The organism is Yaniella halotolerans DSM 15476, from assembly GCF_000420805.1.
In the GTDB taxonomy this organism is placed as follows: domain Bacteria; phylum Actinomycetota; class Actinomycetes; order Actinomycetales; family Micrococcaceae; genus Yaniella; species Yaniella halotolerans.
This window is the reverse complement of the sequence record NZ_ATVQ01000003.1, coordinates 364,860-383,185: the sequence shown is the minus strand read 5'-3', so window position 1 is coordinate 383,185 and position 18,326 is coordinate 364,860. Positions and strand designations below refer to the sequence as shown.

Genomic DNA, 18,326 nt, shown 5'->3' with positions numbered 1-18,326 from the left:
CATCATCCGCCACACCCGGACCAGCTGCTTTTTCGCATTCTGAGAGTACTTGGTGGGTTTGTGATTGCGCCGGTCGATGCGCACCACGTTTTTGACCCCAAGGGTCTTGGAAGTCAGATACCGCCGAGCTGTGGACCGACCGGCCCCGGTCGAGGCACAGAACTGATCGATAATCTCTGATTTCTCTGCTTTGGTTCCGGTGCGGTAATCGGTGCGCAATTGCTTGGTGACTTCTATGCGTGTAGCCATCGAGGTTCTTTCCTTCTTCATAACTTCAGGCTAGAGTCTCGCGCTCACGGTCTGTGAGGCACGACACGAGCTAGACGCTCAATATGAATAAGGTACGTCGCAACCTTGAAGATGTTAGCCAAGTCACATACGCTTGAAATAGTTCCATCTGGAACTATTTCATTTCTAGCTACGTATTTGACTGACCCGATACACGAAGCTCCAGGCACGTCCTGTTGAGCATTTCAAGGAGAAATGTTGAGTATTTCAGTGAAGGACATCCTCACCGATAAAGGCGTCCACCCAAGTGAAGAACATCTGGAGAAAATCGAGGCGAAGTGGGCCGAAATCCGCCAGCTCAAGGGGAACCTTGAGAATGCGAACCTCGACGACGCTGACATCGCACTGCGGAATATCCCGGGAGGAGATCACGTTGCCTAAGGAACTGCTCTCCAAAACGACCACCGAAGTCGCCAAAATGATTGAGAATAAAGAAGTCTCACCAGTTGAGCTCACGCAAAGCTTGCTCGATCATTCTCATGGTCTCAATGACCAGGTAAATGCTTATATCAGTTTCCGAGAGGACGCCGCTTTGGCAGAAGCCAAGGTTGCCGAGGACGAGATTTCACAGGGCAACTACCGCGGACCGTTGCATGGCATTCCCCTGGCCATCAAAGACAATATTTATGTCGGTGGCGAAGTCACAACGATGGCATCAAAGATCCATGGCGACTTCGTATCCAAGGATGATTCTTCGGTCGTCAAAAAGCTACGAGAAGCGGGCGTCGTACTGACCGGTAAGCTCAACATGCATGAGTACGCTTGGGGCATCGACAATAACAGCCCACATTTCGGGCCAGTTGCGAATCCATGGAATCCCGACAAAGTGCCCGGCGGCTCAAGTGGCGGCTCCGGAGCGGCAGTAGCCGCGGATATGAGCTTCACTACCCTAGGCACAGATACGGCAGGATCCATTCGGATACCTTCTGCAGCATGTGGGCTCGTAGGACTGAAGCCCACACACGGTCGTGTTGCAAAATACGGTTGCTTCCCATTGGCCTGGAGCCTGGACCACATCGGCCCCATGTCCAAGAGCGTCGCTGATGCGGCGGCAACACTACAGGCAATCTCCGGGCACGATCCTCGAGATCCGACTTCAGTAGATGTGGCGGTCTCGGATTATTCAGCAACACTGGATAGTGACCCCAAGGGGCTGAAGATAGGCGTAGAAGAGGATTATTTCTTCCGCGATGTCGACTCTCCCATTGAGGACGCCGTACGAAAACAGATCGACCAACTGGTGGATCAGGGGGCCACACTCAAAACAGTGAAGATCCCTTCACTTCGACATTCAGAGTGGGCTGAGCTGGCTACGAGTCTCTCAGAGGCCTCTGCTATTCACCACACCGATCTGCAGAACCGTCCAGAAGACTTTGGTGCAGACATTCGCTTCCTCTTCGAACTGGGTGAACTCTTCTCCTCTGTGGAATACCTTCAAGCACAGCAAATCCGTCGACAGATCAAACAAGAGTTCACGGCTGCACTGCAAGAGGTTGATGTCATTATCGCTCCGACTTTGCCCGTCATGGCACCGGATATTGGTTCACCAGTTGCACAGTTGAATGGGCAAGATGTTGATCTCATCGATGCCTTTATTCGATATACGGGACCGAGTAACCTGACCGGTCTGCCGGCCCTCACTGTCCCGGTCGGTCTCACTGATGGGCTCCCCATTGGCCTGCAGATCATTGGTCGAGCGTTTGATGAAGCTGGAGTCCTGACGGTCGGCGCACAAATCGAAAGGACCAACCCTATGGAAGGCCGTCGCGCATCCATTGGTGCTTAGAACACCGACTCTATGAAATCCCGAAGTCAGTGATCCGAGGGCTGTATCCTCATTGCCCTCGGATCACGGCCCGGGAACAAAACTATAGAAGAATACTGGGAGCAGGCATGTCTGATCTCGCGTTACTCTTTGTTGGGGCCGTACTCTTAGTCAACGGATTAGTGTTTCTCGAGCGAGTCGACGGAAAAGCGGCCATCCCCGTCAATCTCCTCACCGGAGGTCTCTTACTCTTCACTGCCTTATTGCAAATCCTAGAAGTCGACGCCACCTCACCTGACTACGCTGCGACAGCTTTCGGTGCGGCTGGACTATCTGTCTTTGGTTTCACCTACCTCACCGTCGGAGGAAATTCCTTATTCGGCGGAAGCGGGACCGCTCTAGGATGGTTCTGCGTCTGGGCTGCGGGTATTTCAGCAGTTCTTGCGGTCGTGAACTTCACTTTCACCGGCAACGTCAACATGGCCTTGTTATGGAGCGCGTGGTCGGTATTGTTTACTGCCTTTTTCTTAGCGCTCACTTCGAGTGCAGTTTACCTGACGAAAGCAGCGGGAGTTCTCGCAATATTGCAGTCAGTCAGCACCGCGACCATACCCGCTCTCTTGAGAATCAGCGGGGTGTGGGCATCGACCTCCACACTTCTCATCGCGCTCGTCCAAATTGCGGTGGTCGCAGCCTACGTCGGCGCTGCTATATATTGGCGGAAAGCGCCGGCAGCTACGATGGCTTGATGGGTCCAAGAGTCACCACGGGAGCACTGCTCTTAGCCACCACGGCCGCAATCATCCTTGTCGTCATCGAGCCGTCAGAAGCGAGAACCCTGGCATGGAGATTGCTGCCAATTTTTGTTTTTGTCGCCGGTATGTCTGTTGTCGTAAATGTTTGTGCACAAGTGGGAGTATTTACCGCAGTAGCGCAAGCGCTCGAACGGACTGCTCCCAGCGCAGCGATAAATAGGACTAGATTCCTTTGGGCTGGGCTGATACTTCTCAGCATTGTGGTGACGGCATTCTTATCCTTAGATACCACCGCAATCCTACTTACCCCGCTGGCCATCGCCGTCGCGAGGAGAAATCACCTCAATCTGGTCGCGGTCGCTTTATCTGTGGTGTGGATTGCCAATCTCGCTTCGTTGCATCTGCCCGTATCGAATCTGACGAATCTGCTGGCGCTGTCTGGCAAAGGATTTACCAGTGAAATCGACTATGTTTCCGCTGCTCTTGTACCTGCGATTATTGCTACGACGATTGCAGTATGCGCCTCACTGATAGCAAATAAGCTTCCGGAACGGCTAGCCACCAGCACATCCCCGTCAGCCGGCGAATTATCCCAGCTCTCGAGTCCACTTCTCAAACCGATGTTGATCATCCTCGGAGTTTTGCTTCCTGCCCTGGCCTCACCGATCCCCTACTGGTTGTCCAGTACGGTCGCGGCGACGGCGGTCCTAGCGATCACTGCGTGGAGACGACGTGAGATCCTATCGGTTTCGCTAATCCCCTGGTCTTCTCTGGTACTCGCCGGGGCATTATCCACGGTTGCTACAGCTCTGAATGCACTCGGCGGAGCAGAGCTAGTAGGTGAGCTACTCGAAGACACCCATGCCACACCGATGGGTCTACTCCAGCTCGCCGGGGCCGGTGCAGTGTCCGCGAATTTGATCAACAACATTCCTGCTTTTCTTGCGTTGGAACCCGCCCTGGCAACCTCCAGCGGCTATCTGGCCATGCTTATCGGAACAAATACTGGGCCAATCGTGACTCCGTGGGCGTCATTGGCGACACTACTGTGGCATGATCAGTTACAACGTGCTGGCGTTCGAATTCGGTGGCGTACGTTTATAGTTTTAGGCCTGATACTGGCACCCATTGCGGTAGTTTTACCAACGTTAGGGTTGCTGCTTTAGAACAGGTTTCAGGGTATTGAGTACATCGAAATCCAAGCCATCTGCCTGAGCAATCGTCACAGGTTGGATCGCCTGATGATTCCGGAACGACACCAGACCACGCGGACTCCACAATTCGACGTCATTGATGACTCGATCAAATTTTCCGATGTCTGTACTGCCGCTCAACTTGGCTAAGGCCGACAACGTGTAGATCCCTTGATAACACGATTCGGCCATGTTGTTGAGCGGGGGTGCTGCCGCCCCATGTGTTTCAACATATCGACCAAGAAAGTTAAGCGCCTCCGAACTGGTCATCGTGCGAAAATAACTCGCCGACGAGAACAGATTCTTTGTGGCCTCCGCGCCTGTCGCCAGCAGCATATTCTCATCCATCAAGGGGCTATACCGCGTGATGTTATCTTGTAGTCCGGCTTCAGCGAATACGCGATTAAAGTCCACCGCGTCCTGGCCGACAAGCAACATCAGCACCGCATCACAACCACTTGCTGCCACTGCCTGCGAAAGTGCAGGTTCTCCACCATCACCCATATCCACGAGTCGGCTCCCGACAATTTCTAACCCTAATTCTGCGGCGGCTAAGGCAGTCTTCTGTAAAGAACGAACAGGCCAAATATAGTTCGCGCCAACCACATACCATTTGCGGTGTCCCAGGTGTTCGCGTAACCATTTCAGCGCAGGAAAGATCTGTTGTTCCGGGTTTTCTCCCGTCAGATAAACTCCTGGGCTTTGCTTGTCGCCCTCGGATAACGACGTATATACATAAGGGATGCGGTGCTTCAGCAGGGGCACAAGACGCTTGCGTATTGAGGAAATATGCCATCCCGTCAGGGCATCAATGTGCTTCGACGCGACAAGTTCATCGATTTCCTGCGCTATATTTTCCGGCGCTCTGCCTCCGTCAATAAAAACGAGTTGTACTAGACGCCCGTCGATGCCATTGGTCTGATTCAGCTCTAGCTTGGCCTGCTCGGCAACTGCCACACAGGAAGGTCCGAAAATCCCTGCGGGCCCTTGGAACGGCACAAGGAGGCCAATTCGATACATTTCGTCGTGCATGCAGGACCCTCCTCACTGGAATATCTATTCAGGTGGTGTGAAAGTCAGAAAACCGTAACTACTCGGATTCGAAAATGCACCATTTCCAATGTTGAATGTGAAAAATGTCAAGTAAACTGGCCTGCATTAGTCGCCCGATTCGCCCGTTGAAGGAGTCCACTGATGCAAACCTCCGGTAATCATCACGGCCCCAATCTGCCACCAAACTCGTCAAGTGCGATATTGGTCACATCCCTGTTGCAAACTACCAAAGATTTTTCTTCATCGGTCTCTGACATCATTGCTCCACATGGATACAGCGTGGATGAATGGTTGGCGCTGCGCGCGATCCGGCGTGATGATGGCTGCTCTGTTTCACAAATTTCAGATGCATCCGGCTGTACAGGTGCGGCGCTCACTCGGGCGGTGGACAAACTTGTCGCCAACGGACTCGTTTATCGTGAAGTCAGCCAGATTGACCGACGCAAAGTTGTCGTCTTTATAACGGACGCTGGCCGCGACGTCGCCGACGCCATTCATCGTCGAATTTTCGATGTAGAAAGCTCTATACAGGACGCACTTTCCAACGCGGGTCTCTCTGCAGAGGCATTCACTAGCTTACTCGATGCCCTAGGGGGCCTTGCGTCATTCTCGACGCAGGAACACCACTCGACGCTTCAAGAGCCCAGTATTCACTGAGTCAGTGCCGGACGCTGAGGCACGACTCCTTCCTGCACGGTTGGTCAGCGGCCGGCCCGCTTCAAAGCCCTTGATGCCGTGAACAATACGCAGAATTATCCTCATGACCCTTGACCCCGAGTTCCGCACAATTTTAGACTGACTAAATAAACAGTCAGTATAGGTGAGGGGCGCAATGTCAACTGAACACAACGTGAGCGGCGACGGAGCAGAACGCATCCTCAACGCTGCAATAAAGCTCTTCGGAGAACATGGTGTGCGTGGAACAACGCTGAAGTCCATCGCTGCGGAAGCCAACGTTTCTCAGGCGCTGATTGTGCATCATTACGGCACTAAAGAGGGTCTGCGGTCGGCCTGTGACGCCTACGTGGCCGATGTGATTCGCGAGCGCAAAGAGGAGACATTAGCAGAACCACAATTCGACCCGTTGATGACCTTACGTCGCTTGGAACAGGGTCGCCCCCTGTTGCGCTACCTCATTCGCACGTTGACCGAAGGTGGTGCACATGCAGCTCAGTTGATTGACGGGATGGTCGCGGATGCCAAGAGCTATATGTCACAGGGTGAGCGCGACGGCGTCATCAAGCCCAGCGATACCCCGCACGACCGTGCAGTGGTGTTAGTGATCTGGTCTATGGGCGCCTTGGCGTTGCATGAGCATGTCGAGCGACTACTCGGAGTGGATTTCCTGGCAGAGAACGTACCACCCGAAAGTCTCCAACGCTACTTGCGGCCAGCGCTCGAGCTGTTCAAGCACGGACTTGTAGAAGACGGTTCATTCGACCATTTGGCAGCCTTCCTAGGTGAGGAGAAGTCCCAAGGAACAACCCAAACCAGCCATGACGACAAGAAGTGAGGCTCTCATGACAACGACTCCAGCAATCTCTATCCGTGGCCTGATCAAGAATTTTGGCAGCACACGCGCCCTGGACAGTTTGAATCTTGAGGTCAATCAGGGTGAAGTACATGGTTTTCTCGGCCCCAATGGTGCTGGGAAATCCACAACCATCCGTGTTTTGCTTGGCTTATTGCATGCTGATGCCGGAACTGTGGAAGTGATGGGAGGCGACCCCTGGAAGGACGCCGTGGCCCTGCACCGACGCCTCGCATATGTGCCCGGTGATGTCGAGTTGTGGCCCAACCTTACTGGTGGAGAAGCAATCGATGTCTTTGCGCGCCTTCGCGGCAAACTGGATCGCACACGTCGCAACGAACTGTGCGAACGGTTCGATTTAGATCCGACCAAAAAGGCCCGCACGTATTCCAAGGGGAACCGTCAGAAAGTCGCGCTGATTTCGGCTCTGGCATCAGACGTTGAGCTTTTGCTACTCGACGAACCAACAGCCGGACTCGACCCTCTCATGGAGGTCGTCTTCCAGCAGGCAATTCGCGAAGTCAAGGATGCGGGTACCACGGTCTTGCTCTCCAGCCATATTCTTTCCCAGGTCGAGGTGCTGGCCGATCGAATCTCTATTGTTCGACAGGGCAGCGTCGTAGAAACCGGTAGTTTGGACGAATTACGGCACATGACCCGCACCACGGTGATCGCCGAGACAGACCATCCAGCCCCACACCTAGCGCAGCTGTCTGGAGTGCATGACTTCACCGAGCAGGAGGGCAAGGTTCAATTCCAGCTCGACGGGGACAGTTTCGACGAGGCGATGCAATCCCTGACACCCCTGGGGATACGGTCCTTGGTCGCCCACCCGCCAACCTTGGAACAGTTACTCATGCGTCACTATGGTGACGCTGCCACTGGAGCAGAGGAGGCCCCACGATGACTACCACAACGCGCTCCCCTCGTCATCGTAAACCTGCCGTTGCCCGAGCTTCGCGGCTGGTTGGCACCGGGACGATGATTCGATTGGCGCTCCGGCGCGATAGGTTCAGACTGCCAGCCTGGATCGCCGCACACGGATTACTTGTCGTATACATTGGCTCGGCTTTGCCGCAACTTGCGCCGACCAAAGAGGATCTTGCCGGGATTTCATCGCTCCTTTCGCAACCGGTGGGGCGGATGTTTACGGGCCCGGCATTTGGCATGGACGATGTGACCTATGAGCGGTTCTTCGCCGCCGGTTACGTACCGTATTTGTTTATCCTGGCGGCCTTGATGAACATCATGTTGGTCATCCGTCATACCCGAAAAGAAGAACAGACCGGCCGAGCCGAACTGATCCGTGCAAGCGTCACCGGACGTCATACCGCACTGACTGCCGCCCTCATCGTCGCATTGCTCGCGAATATCGCAGCAGCAGCCCTAGTAATCGTCCTGGCTGTGATGCTCGAGTATGCGCTGGTGGGATCGATGTTGGTTGGCTTCGCCACCGGTCTCACCGGGCTTGCCTTTGCTGGGGTGGCGGCAATAACCGCACAACTCAGTGAATTTTCTCGTTCTGCAACGGGCATGGCCGGTGCCGTCCTTGGTGTGGCGTTTGTGCTGCGAGCGCTGGGCGACATGGTCGCCGTTGGCGGTTCTGCACTCTCGTGGGCCTCACCGCTGGGGTGGGCCGCACAAACGGCTCCCTATGTCGAAGACCGTTGGATCCCCCTGGTGTTGCTAGCTGGTTTTGCGGCAGTGACCATCACCGCCGGGTTCGTGCTGCAGCGTCGTCGCGATTTTGGCGCAAGCCTGATTCCGCCTCGACCCGGACCAGCACATGCAGCAGCATCATTGGGACATCCCCTTGGGTTGGCGTACAGACTACAGCGCGGCGGCATGCTCGGCTGGGGCAGCGCTATCTTGATCCTGGGAGTGATCAACGGGTTATTCACCCAGGCCATGCTCGACGCCGGTGAGGACATGCCGCCCCAGCTCAGTGCCGTCTTTGGCAGTGAACAATTACTCGACGGCTATGTCGGATTCCTTGGAGGGTTTACTGGTATTTTCATTGCTGCCTACGTGGTGTACGCGATGCAGACGTTAAAGAGCGAAGAAGATGCCGGGCGTGCTGACACAGTGCTTGCTACAGCGGTGTCTCGGATGGGTTGGCTGAGCACCCACGTCGTTGTGATTGCGTTGGGTAGCGTGGTCATAACAGCCGTCACCGGGCTCAGCACAGGGCTTGGGGCAGCAACAGTGACCGGCGAATGGGAACTTGTTGGTTCCCTGTTCTTGGCGCATTTCGCAGTCGTGGCGGCACCGTTGACCGTCTTGGGGCTCTGCGCTGCTCTATTCGGTCTGGTGCCACGAGTGGTCGCCCCGGTCGGGTGGTTGTTGGTCGCCCTGATCGGTATTGTAGAGCTCTTTGGCGATCTGCTGGACTTGCCCGAGTGGCTTCGTACCCTGTCACCCCTATGGCACTTGGCGTCAGTTCCGGTAGAAGGCTTCGAAACTATGCCAATGATGGTGTTGTTGGGAGCAACGCTGGTGTTGCTGGCAGTAGGGTTGGCAGCATTTCGGCGTCGCCAAGTCAATGTGGTCTAACCCCGCGTTGCCTTGTATCACGCGTCGAATTACGATGGTGTGCTTGTCTACATTTTTCTGCGCCGTGCCGCAGGATGCATACCAGCAATTTCGAAGTCCGTACCGTCCGAGTAGGTTTAGGGAGTCAGTTTGGCACGGAAAGACAAAACACCGTCTGTCACCAGAGCCTTGAAACAGAATCGCGGTTCGCGGCTGGTGCTGTGGATCTTTTCCACCGGTGTGGCACTATTGTTTGCCTACAGCGTCGCCTTTCAGTTTTTGATGGCCAGGGAAGGACAGTCGCACAGCTGGACCGACGCCGTGTACTGGACGATTACCACCATGTCCACCTTGGGTTATGGAGATATCACATTCGACTCGGAGCTCGGTCGGATGTTCTCCATGCTGGTGCTGTTGAGCGGTATTTTACTGATCGTAGTACTTTTGCCATTTTCGTTTGTGCAGTTCATTGTCGCCCCCTGGATGGATCAGCGAGAAGCAGACCGTGCACCGCGCTCAGTCCCGGCTAACGTCCGGGGACACATCATTCTGGCTGGCCTCGACGTCGTCACTCAAACGTTAGTAGCTAGAGCCAAACGTGCCGGTAGACCAACGGTCGTGATTGTCGAAGATACGGACCAGGCGGGTCGATTGCACGATGAAGGTTACCGCGCGATGGTCGGCTCGCTCGACTCCCCCGAAACGTATCGGAAGGCCCGCGTAGAACAGGCCGCAATGGTGACCTCAACGCAGGCTGACACGACGAACAGCAACGTCACATTCACGGTGCGTCAAGTCGACCAAGATGTCACGATCGCAGTCACAGCGCAGAAGAAAGCTTCGGTAGATGTACTCGAGTTAGCCGGCGCCAATCACGTATTGCAGCTGGCACCCACACTGGGTCGGGAACTGGCACAACGCAGCCTTGGGAATACCGGTCGCCCGCATATTATTGGACACTTCGGCGAAACGTATATTGCTGAGGCCGCCGCCAGGGGCACAGCACTCGTTGGTAAAACCGTGGACCAAGCACAGCGGCATATGAACCCGAATTTGCGCATCCTTGCAACGATGCGCCTAGGACGGTTGGGGGCCATCGGCACCACGCAACCGATCGATGAGAAAACAGTGCTGATCATCGCCGCCGATGGCGACGTGCTAAAGGAATACGAGGCGAAATTCCATGATAAATCAAAGCCTGAAAGTCCAGTCCTCATTCTCGGAGGTGGCCAGGTGGGCCGAGCCGCAGCCGAAGAGTTCGAAAAAACCGGAGTCCCCTACACCATCGTCGAAAAAATCCCGGATCGCATTCCGTCGCACTTGAACGGTGTTGAAGGTGACGCCGCAGAATTGCGTGTTCTCCGCGAAGCCGGCCTGGACGACGCCGCTGCCGTGTTGGTCACCTCTCATGACGACGATCTCAACGTATATCTCACGCTGTATTGCCGCCGATTACGTCCTGAGCTCCAAGTAGTAAGCCGTGCCACCTACGAACGCAACGTTGCCACCCAGTACCGCGCCGGAGCCGATAATGTCTTGTCCTATGCCACCATCGGAGCCACCGCACTGTGGAATAATTTCGGGCCTGACCATCGTGTAGTCATTGCCGAAGGCAACGAATTATTTCCCGTACCTGTGCCGCCATCCCTGGCCGGTACGGCACTGTTCGACTTGAGAGTCTATGAAGAGACGGAATGTCATATCGTCGCCGTCACCAATGGTGACAAGGGCTTGCTGCCAACGACCGAACGGATTCCGACAACGCCCGAGCATAAACTCCTCCTACTTGGCGACCGCCACGCAGAACGAGCCTTTCGGCACAAATACTTGCGGGAGAAAGGCTAAGGGGCTCGCCATCCTCAACAGGATGCGCTAAACCTGCCATGATATGAGCTCAAGGCAGTAGCATCGAGAACAGCCTAAATGTTCAACCGAAAGACAGCGACCTCCAGCATGATCTCATTTGAGTCGGTCACCAAAACCTATCCGGGTCCCAGCCGTTCTGCTGCCGATGTTGTCGCTGTGCGCGATACAAGCTTTACCGTCGACACCGGCACGATCACCGTCTTGGCAGGGTCCTCGGGTTGCGGCAAAACAACGCTGTTACGCATGGTCAATCGCATGGTTGCCCCGACATCTGGTCGCGTGCTGATCAACGGTGACGACATTGCGCATATGAATCCGGTGCAGCTACGACGTAAGATCGGCTACGTTATGCAGCACGCCGGTCTGTTGCCGCATAAAACCGTGGCCGAGAATATTGCAGTCGTTCCCCGGCTCAACGGTGCGAGCCGTACCGAAGCGAAGCGATCGGTTGATCGCATGCTTGACATGGTGGAACTGCCAGCGGACATGGCGGACCGGTATCCGGCTGAACTCTCCGGTGGACAGGCTCAGCGTGTGGGGGTGGCCCGAGCGCTGGCTGATGAACCACGGATTTTATTGATGGATGAGCCGTTTGGTGCAGTGGACCCGCTGGTTCGCACCGGGCTACAGCAACAACTCGTTGACATTCAGCACGAGCTCGGCACCACAATGCTGTTTGTGACCCACGATATGAGTGAAGCCCTGCGACTCGGACACCAGATCATTTTGCTCGCCGAGCAGGGACGCATTATGCAACAGGACTCCCCCACCAAGCTTGTAGAGCAACCGGCCAATGCTTTCGTCGAAGATTTCCTCGGCCTCAACGCCGTCGACAAGACCCTGCGTACACGCACGACCGAGGATGGTCGCACCATGATTGTGGACGCGCACGGTCGGCCGGCAGGTTTCCTGGAGCAAGCATGAACTGGGTGACCAATAACCTGGAGACGATCATCAGTGCGCTGGGATGGCACGTGGCTCTCAGTGTCCCAGCTATTGTTGCAGCACTTCTCTGTTCGATTCCGCTGGGCTGGTTGGCACACCGGCTCCCCCGCTACTCCGGGCCCATTATTACCGGCTCCGGTCTCCTGTTTGCCATCCCTTCGCTGCCGTTATTGATCGTGCTCCCCGTGCTCACCGGAGCGGGCATGCGAGACGGCAGCAATGTCGTCATCGCGCTGACACTCTATGGCATCGCCCTGCTTGTGCGTTCGGTGGCCGATGGCTTCAACTCCATCTCGTCCGAAACTCGCCTGGCCGCCACGGCACTGGGCTATTCGGGGTTTCGCCGGTTCTTGACCGTCGAGCTCCCGTTAGCTGCACCAATTATTTTGACCGGCTTGCGGGTGGTGACCGCCTCCACCATTGCCCTGTGCACAGTTGGCGCTGTACTCGGCATCCCGTCGTTGGGCACCCTGTTTACCGATGGGTTTCAACGGCAGATCCTGGCTGAAATCATGACCGGCATTATTCTGACTCTTGGCCTGGCTGGAATATGTGATGCACTCTTGGTGGTGCTTGGGAAGCTCTTGATGCCCTGGCAAAAGCAGGTCGCATGAACGTAATCCAGGAGACCTTCAACTGGCTGGTCGACCCCCAAACGTGGAGTACCGACGGCCACAACATGATCATTCGCAGCGTAGAACACCTGCAGTACAGTGCCCTCGCAGTGACCCTCGCGGCCCTTTTGGCCATACCTGCCGGCTGGTTCATGGGCCACACCCGTCGGTTCTCCGGCGTCATCGTTGGTATCACCGGCGCAGCACGTGCCTTACCAACCCTGGGGCTGATCACCCTGTTTGGGTTACTGCTGGGCATTGGCCTGGTGCCACCCATGATTGCCCTGGTGGTCCTCGCGATTCCGTCGATTCTCGCCGGCACATATTCAGGGATCTCTGCGATCAACACCTCCGTGATAGACGCTGCGCGGGCACAAGGATTCACCACACGACAACTCGTTACCCGAGTCCACTTGCCCCTGGGATTCGCCATGATCGTCGGTGGACTCCGGTCCGCCTTCATCCAGGTCATGTCCACAGCAATTCTTGCAGCGTATGTGGGTGCAGGCGGCCTGGGACGGTTCATATTCTTGGGCATTAATACGCAGGACACCCCGATGCTACTGGGGGCTTCAATCTGGATCATGGTGCTGGTGGTGCTCGTGGATGCCCTCTTCAGCCTTGGCCAACGGTTCGCCACCCCAACTGGCGTGCGCCGGCTGCATGCAGTACCAGCTACAGAACCTAGCGCCGGTTAATGATTGCCGAGCAGATTGCGCAAACGTAGCATGAAGTTTCATGAACTCTCATCACACAAAATACTCCCGCACCCTGTTCACTCCGCTAGCTTCCGTTGCAGCCGCCGCACTGCTGCTCACCGCATGCGGGGCTGATTCAGATCCATTGGAAGACGACGACACCCAAGCCGACGGTGACACCATCGTCATTGGATCACAGGCATACTATTCCAACGAGATTATCGCTGAGATCTATGCACAAGTGCTCGAAGATGAGGGATTCGAAGTCGAACGCGATTTTCAAATCGGCCAACGCGAAGTGTATATGCCCGAACTTGAATCTGGCGAGATCGATCTGGTGCCCGATTACACCGGCAACCTAGTGCAGTACTACAGCGATGAAGCTGACTCAGGCTCGCCCGAAGAGGTTCACGAACAAGTCAGCGAGGTGCTGCCGGATGGTCTACAAGCCCTCGACTTTGCCGATGCTACCGACCAGGATTCCTATACGGTCACATCGCAGACTGCCGAAGAATATGATCTCACGTCCATCGGCGATCTAACAGAACTCGGCGACAGCGTCACCATGGCGGCGAATTCAGAATTCGAAACTCGACCATACGGGCCCGAAGGTGCCCAGGAGCTCTATGGAGTCACCATCGAACTGACAGCGGTGGAAGATTCCGGTGGACCGCTAACTGTCGGTGCGCTCACCGACGGAGATGTCCAAGTTGCCGATATCTATACGTCGTCTCCCGCCATTGAGGCCGAAGACCTCGTGGTCTTGGAAGATCCGGAATACTTGATCCTGCCGCAAAACGTCGTCCCGATTGCCAGTGCGGAGCTGGATGACCAGGCCGTCGACGCCCTCAACGAAGTCCAAGCCCAACTGGGGGCAGAGGACCTCGTTGAGCTCAACACTCGATCGGTCGAAGATGAAGCCCCGGCTGCAGATGTTGCCAGTCAGTGGCTGGAGCAGCAGGGATAGATAGCGACTATTCTGCGCTGATCCTCTCTCGAGCTTCGGCAATCTTGCGAGCCTTCTTGGCCTGTTTTTCGGCCTTGCGCTCTTCTTTGAGTTCTTCTTCGTGACGTTTGCGCTCCATGCCAACGACTTCGATTTGCTCGGCCGCGCGATCCACTGGATCCCATTCGGCTGCTACATCGCGATCGGTCCACACCTTGATGACGCTCCAGGCCACCGCAACCATGGGAACGGCAAGTACCGCACCGATAATACCGGCCAGGACCGTTCCCGCAGTCAGGGCCATCAAGATGACCAGCGCGTGGAGGCTGAGCGTCTGGGCCATCACAACCGGCTGGAGGAAGTTACCTTCAAGCTGGTTGACCAGGATGACGGCGGCCAACACGATGAGCGCCACAACCGGTCCGTTGGCGACCAGTGCAACCAGCGTTGCCAAGACACCAGCGGCTGTCGCACCGACCAGTGGAACGAAGCCACCGAGGAAGACAATGACACCAAGTGGCAGGGCCAGTGGTACCTGCAAGATGAACAGTGCCAACATGATGCCGATGGCATCGGCTGCCGCGACAATGGCAGTACCACGAATGTAGCCACCGAAGGTGTGCAGCGCGCGATCTCCCGAGGCAATCCATTTTGCACGGTAGTGGTCCGGTGACCACGAGACGAAGAATGCCCAGATGCGGTCGCCGTCTTTCAAGAAGAAGAACAGGATGACTAACAGCAGCACCAAGCTCGTGAAGAACGTTCCGGCAGCGCTAATCGTTGTGACTGCACCGGTACCAAACTCGGCAGATGTCAAAAAGTCAGTGACGGTGTCGAGCGCTGAGTCAATTTGTTCTTGCCCGAAACTAATCCCGAAGCTATCGGTGAGGTCTGTGACCCAAGAACGCAGCTGGTTGAACCCTTGAACAGCTTGGTCCACGAGGGTCTGCCATTCGTTCATTACGGAAAAGACCAGCCCGGTCCCAATACCACCCAGTACCAACAGGGAGCCCAAAAAGACGGTCCAGGCAGCCAATATATTTGACATGATCTTGCGGCATAGGCGGACCAATGGCCACAATGCACACGCCAAGATCACTCCGATCATGGTCGGGATAACGACCACGGTCAGATTGAGTAGGGCAACGACCACCATGCCAACGACGAGGCCGATGAGCAGCAATTGCAGTGCTCGCATACCTAGTCGACCGAAGATGTCAGTCCATAATCCCGAAACCGTAAACGACGTGCGCTGCTTTTCTGGCACGTTGGCTTCATACAGTGAATCGGTCACGTGGTTCCTCCAAATATGCCTACCAGCGCTTTCTTCGTCACATACTACTGCGCCGATACGGCTCGACCTATTTCTTGCCGTGAGTCGACCAACAACCTTCAAGACTACGAACTATCAGACTTGAAAGTTCGTTGAGGCGAACATATGCTCAGATGCGTTGCAGCACTGCCAAGCGCAAAGTAATCCCGCGTAGATTAGGAACCAAAACGTCCTGACCTACCTAAGATCAACATATGGCGTGCACCGATGCACGGCGCAGACGAGACACTGCGAGATGAAAGGCTAAGACGTGGCATCTACTGGGTTGTCCATTGAGAACCTGCACGTGTCATATCGCGGCGTCAAGGCACTCGACGGGCTCTACCTGACGGTGCCAGCAGGCCAAAAAACCTGCATTGTTGGTCCGAACGGTTCCGGAAAATCCACAACTTTGAAGGCGGCTCTGGGACTCATTGAGCCCGCACACGGTAAGATCCGATTTTTTGGTCAGCGCGTGGACGCTGTGCGGAAGCGCATCGCCTACGTACCGCAGCGTTCAGCAACCGACTGGGACTTCCCCATCAATGTCTTCGACACTGTACTATTGGGCACCTACCCGCGTTTGCGATTGTTGCAACGGCCGGGTGCGGTCGAACGAGAAATCGCACGCAGGGCGTTACTCCGCGTCGACATGGAAGCATTTGCTCATCGTCAGATTGCTGATCTGTCCGGTGGACAACAGCAGCGGATCTTTATTGCTCGTGCACTAGCCCAGCAGGCAGATATTTTGCTGCTCGATGAGCCACTCATGGGAATAGATGCCGCGAGCGAGGCCAATATTATCGAGATCCTGACCGAATTATGCGATGCCGGAAAAACCGTCGTGATGGTCCACCACGATCTGTCCAATATTCACAAGTATTTCGATCATATGATCATGCTCAATCAGCAGCGCATCGCGCAGGGGCCCATTGACCAAGTGTTGACGGCAGATAATCTCACCAAAACTTTCGGCGCCAATCTTCTGGGCCTCACGGAGTAATCAGTGGAATTTCTCAACGACCTGATCAACTACCCTCACTTAGCTCGCGCCGCGATCACCGCCGTCATCATTGGCATAGTCTCCGGCGTCGTTGGGTCCCTGATCATTCTGCGAGGCTTATCCCTGATGGGCGATGCCATCTCGCATGCGGTCATGCCGGGTATTGCGGTGTCGTTCTTCTTTGGTGCCAATATTTTTATCGGAGCGCTGGTTTCCGGGCTCCTGGCAGCCGCCGGTATTGGATTTGTCGCCGCGAACTCTCGGCTGAAACGTGATACCTCGATCGGCATTGTGTTTACTGCGTTCCTGGCCGCGGGTGTGATCCTCTTGGCCCAAACGGAATCCTCGGTATCACTGCAGTCCATTTTATTTGGCGATGTCTTGGCCACGCTGCCCTCACAAATGTGGCAGTCAGTGGTCATTGCGGTCGTGATTTTGACCTTGGTGGTCTTGTTTTATAAGCAGCTACAAATCACCACCATGGATACCCAAGTCGCTAAAGCCTATGGTTTTCCCACACGCACGATCAACTATGCCGTGCTGATTGGCTTAGCTGTGGTGACGGTTTCGGCGGTGCAAACCGTCGGCGTTATTTTAGTCGTGGCCATGCTGGTCACCCCCGCGGCCGCAGCATTCTTGCTCTCCCGAAAATTCTCGACCATGATGTGGCTGGCCGCACTCTTCGGTATGGTCTCCTCCATTGTTGGCATGTATTTCAGCTACACCTTGGCGCTGCAATCCGGTCCGGCTATCGTACTCGTAGCATTCACGCTGTTCCTGTTGGCCTTTTTCTTTAGCCCCAATCAAGGATTTTTGTGGACGCAACTGCAAAAGCTTCGCGATCGTCGTCGCATTTCGGCCTCCTAGGTCGCAGAAAGGCCCGCCCGATGTCTACCACTCGCACCGCAACGTTCGCGGCCATTGGCGTACTCTCCTTGGCCGGTTGCGGTGATGCCCAACAAACAGTCGACCAAAACAATGAGACGCTGCAGGCCGTCTCATCGTTTTCAATCCTCACCGACATGGTCGAAGAAATCGCCGGTGAACACGTCGAAGTCTACAACCTTGTCCCGGTGGGCCAGGATCCACATGAATACGAGGCGCTGCCGGACGATTCCAAAGCGATGGCCGACGCCGATATCTTTTTCTATAACGGGCTGAACCTTGAAGGCGGCGAACACGGCTGGGCGGCTCGCATGGCAGACGCCGTCGAGCTAGACGCCGACCACCGGGTTGAGGCCGCCGAAGGCGTCGAGCCAATGTACCTGAGCGAAGGTCTCACCGATTCCGTAAACCCCCACGCATTCTTGGATCCGAATGTTGGCATGATCATGGCCGATAATATTGCCGAAGGGCTCAGCGAGGCCGATCCAGACAATGCTGCGGCCTATGAACAGAACCTGGATGACTACTTGGCTGAACTCAGTCAACTAGATGCGCAGTACCAGCAAGAGATCGGTGACCTGGCAGAAGAACGACGAGTACTGGTCACCTCCGAGCGAGCCTTCCAGTACGTGGCCGAGCGCTACGATTTACGTGAGGGCTATATCTGGTCTGTTGATACCGATGACGTGGGCACTCCGGACCAGATTATTTCGGCCATTGATTTCGTCAACACGTACGAGCCACCTGCGCTGTTCGTGGAGTCCAATGTGACACCGGCTCCGATGGAGACCGTTGCCGAAGACACCGGCGTCGAGATTTATGCCACGGTGTATTCCGATGAGTTAGCTCCCGAAGGGGAGCCAGGAGACACCTATCTGGGGTTCTTGGAAGAAAACCTCACAAGAATTTCTGAAGGATTACAGCAGTAAATACGAAAGGA

Annotated in this window: 19 protein-coding genes; 16 read left to right on the top strand and 3 right to left on the bottom strand. The window is 55.5% G+C overall.

What is annotated here, in order from left to right:
- On the bottom strand, positions 1-249 hold a 249-nt coding region (locus G583_RS0111640; protein WP_022870996.1), incomplete at its 3' end, for a UBA domain-containing protein.
- Between the two features lie 234 nt (positions 250-483).
- Here G583_RS0111640 and G583_RS0111635 point away from each other — a divergent pair.
- The 4 genes from G583_RS0111635 (at position 484) to G583_RS0111620 (ending at position 3,974) form a co-directional block, all read left to right on the top strand.
- On the top strand, positions 484-669 hold the full coding sequence (locus G583_RS0111635; RefSeq protein ID WP_022871356.1) for a hypothetical protein: 186 nt from the start codon (positions 484-486) through the stop codon (positions 667-669).
- Entirely contained in the window at positions 662-2,074 is a 1,413-nt protein-coding gene (locus tag G583_RS0111630) for an amidase (RefSeq protein WP_022871355.1), read from the top strand. Before G583_RS0111635 ends, G583_RS0111630 begins: the two co-directional genes overlap by 8 nt.
- A gap of 107 nt (positions 2,075-2,181) precedes the next feature.
- The gene (locus tag G583_RS0111625; protein ID WP_022871354.1) at positions 2,182-2,802 is read left to right on the top strand and encodes an AmiS/UreI family transporter; all 621 of its coding nucleotides are present in this window, start codon (positions 2,182-2,184) and stop codon (positions 2,800-2,802) included.
- The gene (locus tag G583_RS0111620) at positions 2,802-3,974 is read left to right on the top strand and encodes an ArsB/NhaD family transporter (protein ID WP_022871353.1); all 1,173 of its coding nucleotides are present in this window, start codon (positions 2,802-2,804) and stop codon (positions 3,972-3,974) included. Before G583_RS0111625 ends, G583_RS0111620 begins: the two co-directional genes overlap by 1 nt.
- Here the strand turns inward: G583_RS0111620 and G583_RS0111615 are convergent.
- The gene (locus G583_RS0111615; protein WP_022871352.1) at positions 3,957-5,033 is read right to left on the bottom strand and encodes a substrate-binding domain-containing protein; all 1,077 of its coding nucleotides are present in this window, start codon (positions 5,031-5,033) and stop codon (positions 3,957-3,959) included. The two genes, G583_RS0111620 and G583_RS0111615, sit on opposite strands and share 18 nt — an antisense overlap.
- Positions 5,034-5,195: 162 nt before the next feature.
- Here G583_RS0111615 and G583_RS15820 point away from each other — a divergent pair, with 162 nt between their 5' ends.
- The 9 genes from G583_RS15820 (at position 5,196) to G583_RS0111570 (ending at position 14,207) form a co-directional block, all read left to right on the top strand.
- Positions 5,196-5,711 (top strand): MarR family winged helix-turn-helix transcriptional regulator, encoded by a 516-nt coding sequence (locus G583_RS15820; RefSeq protein WP_022871351.1) that lies wholly within the window; start codon positions 5,196-5,198, stop codon positions 5,709-5,711.
- Between the two features lie 175 nt (positions 5,712-5,886).
- Complete coding sequence (locus G583_RS15815) at positions 5,887-6,567, top strand: TetR family transcriptional regulator (RefSeq protein WP_022871350.1); 681 nt, start codon at positions 5,887-5,889, stop codon at positions 6,565-6,567.
- A gap of 7 nt (positions 6,568-6,574) precedes the next feature.
- Entirely contained in the window at positions 6,575-7,492 is a 918-nt protein-coding gene (locus G583_RS0111600) for an ABC transporter ATP-binding protein (RefSeq protein ID WP_022871349.1), read from the top strand.
- Entirely contained in the window at positions 7,489-9,138 is a 1,650-nt protein-coding gene (locus tag G583_RS0111595; protein WP_022871348.1) for an ABC transporter permease, read from the top strand. The genes G583_RS0111600 and G583_RS0111595 overlap by 4 nt, the downstream gene beginning before the upstream one ends.
- Before the next feature lie 129 nt (positions 9,139-9,267).
- Positions 9,268-10,962 carry a potassium channel family protein gene (locus G583_RS0111590; protein WP_022871347.1) on the top strand — a complete coding sequence of 565 codons (1,695 nt, stop codon included), beginning with the start codon at positions 9,268-9,270 and terminating at the stop codon, positions 10,960-10,962.
- Positions 10,963-11,040: 78 nt separating this feature from the next.
- Entirely contained in the window at positions 11,041-11,907 is an 867-nt protein-coding gene (locus G583_RS0111585) for an ABC transporter ATP-binding protein (protein WP_022871346.1), read from the top strand.
- Positions 11,904-12,542, top strand: coding sequence for an ABC transporter permease (locus G583_RS0111580; RefSeq protein WP_022871345.1), 639 nt, complete (start codon positions 11,904-11,906; stop codon positions 12,540-12,542). Before G583_RS0111585 ends, G583_RS0111580 begins: the two co-directional genes overlap by 4 nt.
- Complete coding sequence (locus G583_RS0111575) at positions 12,539-13,240, top strand: ABC transporter permease (RefSeq protein ID WP_022871344.1); 702 nt, start codon at positions 12,539-12,541, stop codon at positions 13,238-13,240. Before G583_RS0111580 ends, G583_RS0111575 begins: the two co-directional genes overlap by 4 nt.
- A gap of 40 nt (positions 13,241-13,280) precedes the next feature.
- Entirely contained in the window at positions 13,281-14,207 is a 927-nt protein-coding gene (locus tag G583_RS0111570; RefSeq protein WP_040895623.1) for an ABC transporter substrate-binding protein, read from the top strand.
- Positions 14,208-14,214: 7 nt separating this feature from the next.
- On the opposite strand, the gene G583_RS15810 is transcribed toward G583_RS0111570, so the two are convergent.
- Positions 14,215-15,480: an AI-2E family transporter gene (locus G583_RS15810; RefSeq protein WP_022871343.1), complete on the bottom strand. Its 1,266-nt coding sequence runs from the start codon at positions 15,478-15,480 to the stop codon at positions 14,215-14,217.
- 289 nt (positions 15,481-15,769) lie between these two features.
- On the opposite strand from G583_RS15810, the gene G583_RS0111560 reads away from it, so the two are divergent.
- The 3 genes from G583_RS0111560 to G583_RS0111550 are packed head-to-tail and all read left to right on the top strand — an operon-like array spanning position 15,770 to position 18,315.
- A complete protein-coding gene (locus G583_RS0111560; RefSeq protein WP_022871342.1) occupies positions 15,770-16,501 on the top strand; it encodes a metal ABC transporter ATP-binding protein in 732 nt (243 codons plus the stop codon).
- Between the two features lie 3 nt (positions 16,502-16,504).
- Positions 16,505-17,368 carry a metal ABC transporter permease gene (locus G583_RS0111555; RefSeq protein WP_022871341.1) on the top strand — a complete coding sequence of 288 codons (864 nt, stop codon included), beginning with the start codon at positions 16,505-16,507 and terminating at the stop codon, positions 17,366-17,368.
- 20 nt (positions 17,369-17,388) lie between these two features.
- Positions 17,389-18,315: a metal ABC transporter solute-binding protein, Zn/Mn family gene (locus G583_RS0111550; protein ID WP_022871340.1), complete on the top strand. Its 927-nt coding sequence runs from the start codon at positions 17,389-17,391 to the stop codon at positions 18,313-18,315.
- Positions 18,316-18,326: the final 11 nt, after the last annotated feature.

Excerpts from the sequence above, each read along its gene's own strand:
- G583_RS0111635 (WP_022871356.1), top strand. The coding sequence starts at position 484 with ATGTTGAGTATTTCAGTGAAGGACATCCTCACCGATAAAGGCGTCCAC.
- G583_RS0111625 (WP_022871354.1), top strand. The coding sequence starts at position 2,182 with ATGTCTGATCTCGCGTTACTCTTTGTTGGGGCCGTACTCTTAGTCAAC.
- G583_RS0111620 (WP_022871353.1), top strand. The coding sequence starts at position 2,802 with ATGGGTCCAAGAGTCACCACGGGAGCACTGCTCTTAGCCACCACGGCC.
- G583_RS0111615 (WP_022871352.1), bottom strand. The coding sequence starts at position 5,033 with ATGCACGACGAAATGTATCGAATTGGCCTCCTTGTGCCGTTCCAAGGG.
- G583_RS15820 (WP_022871351.1), top strand. The coding sequence starts at position 5,196 with ATGCAAACCTCCGGTAATCATCACGGCCCCAATCTGCCACCAAACTCG.
- G583_RS15815 (WP_022871350.1), top strand. The coding sequence starts at position 5,887 with ATGTCAACTGAACACAACGTGAGCGGCGACGGAGCAGAACGCATCCTC.
- G583_RS0111600 (WP_022871349.1), top strand. The coding sequence starts at position 6,575 with ATGACAACGACTCCAGCAATCTCTATCCGTGGCCTGATCAAGAATTTT.
- G583_RS0111595 (WP_022871348.1), top strand. The coding sequence starts at position 7,489 with ATGACTACCACAACGCGCTCCCCTCGTCATCGTAAACCTGCCGTTGCC.
- G583_RS0111585 (WP_022871346.1), top strand. The coding sequence starts at position 11,041 with ATGTTCAACCGAAAGACAGCGACCTCCAGCATGATCTCATTTGAGTCG.
- G583_RS0111580 (WP_022871345.1), top strand. The coding sequence starts at position 11,904 with ATGAACTGGGTGACCAATAACCTGGAGACGATCATCAGTGCGCTGGGA.
- G583_RS0111575 (WP_022871344.1), top strand. The coding sequence starts at position 12,539 with ATGAACGTAATCCAGGAGACCTTCAACTGGCTGGTCGACCCCCAAACG.
- G583_RS0111570 (WP_040895623.1), top strand. The coding sequence starts at position 13,281 with ATGAACTCTCATCACACAAAATACTCCCGCACCCTGTTCACTCCGCTA.
- G583_RS0111550 (WP_022871340.1), top strand. The coding sequence starts at position 17,389 with ATGTCTACCACTCGCACCGCAACGTTCGCGGCCATTGGCGTACTCTCC.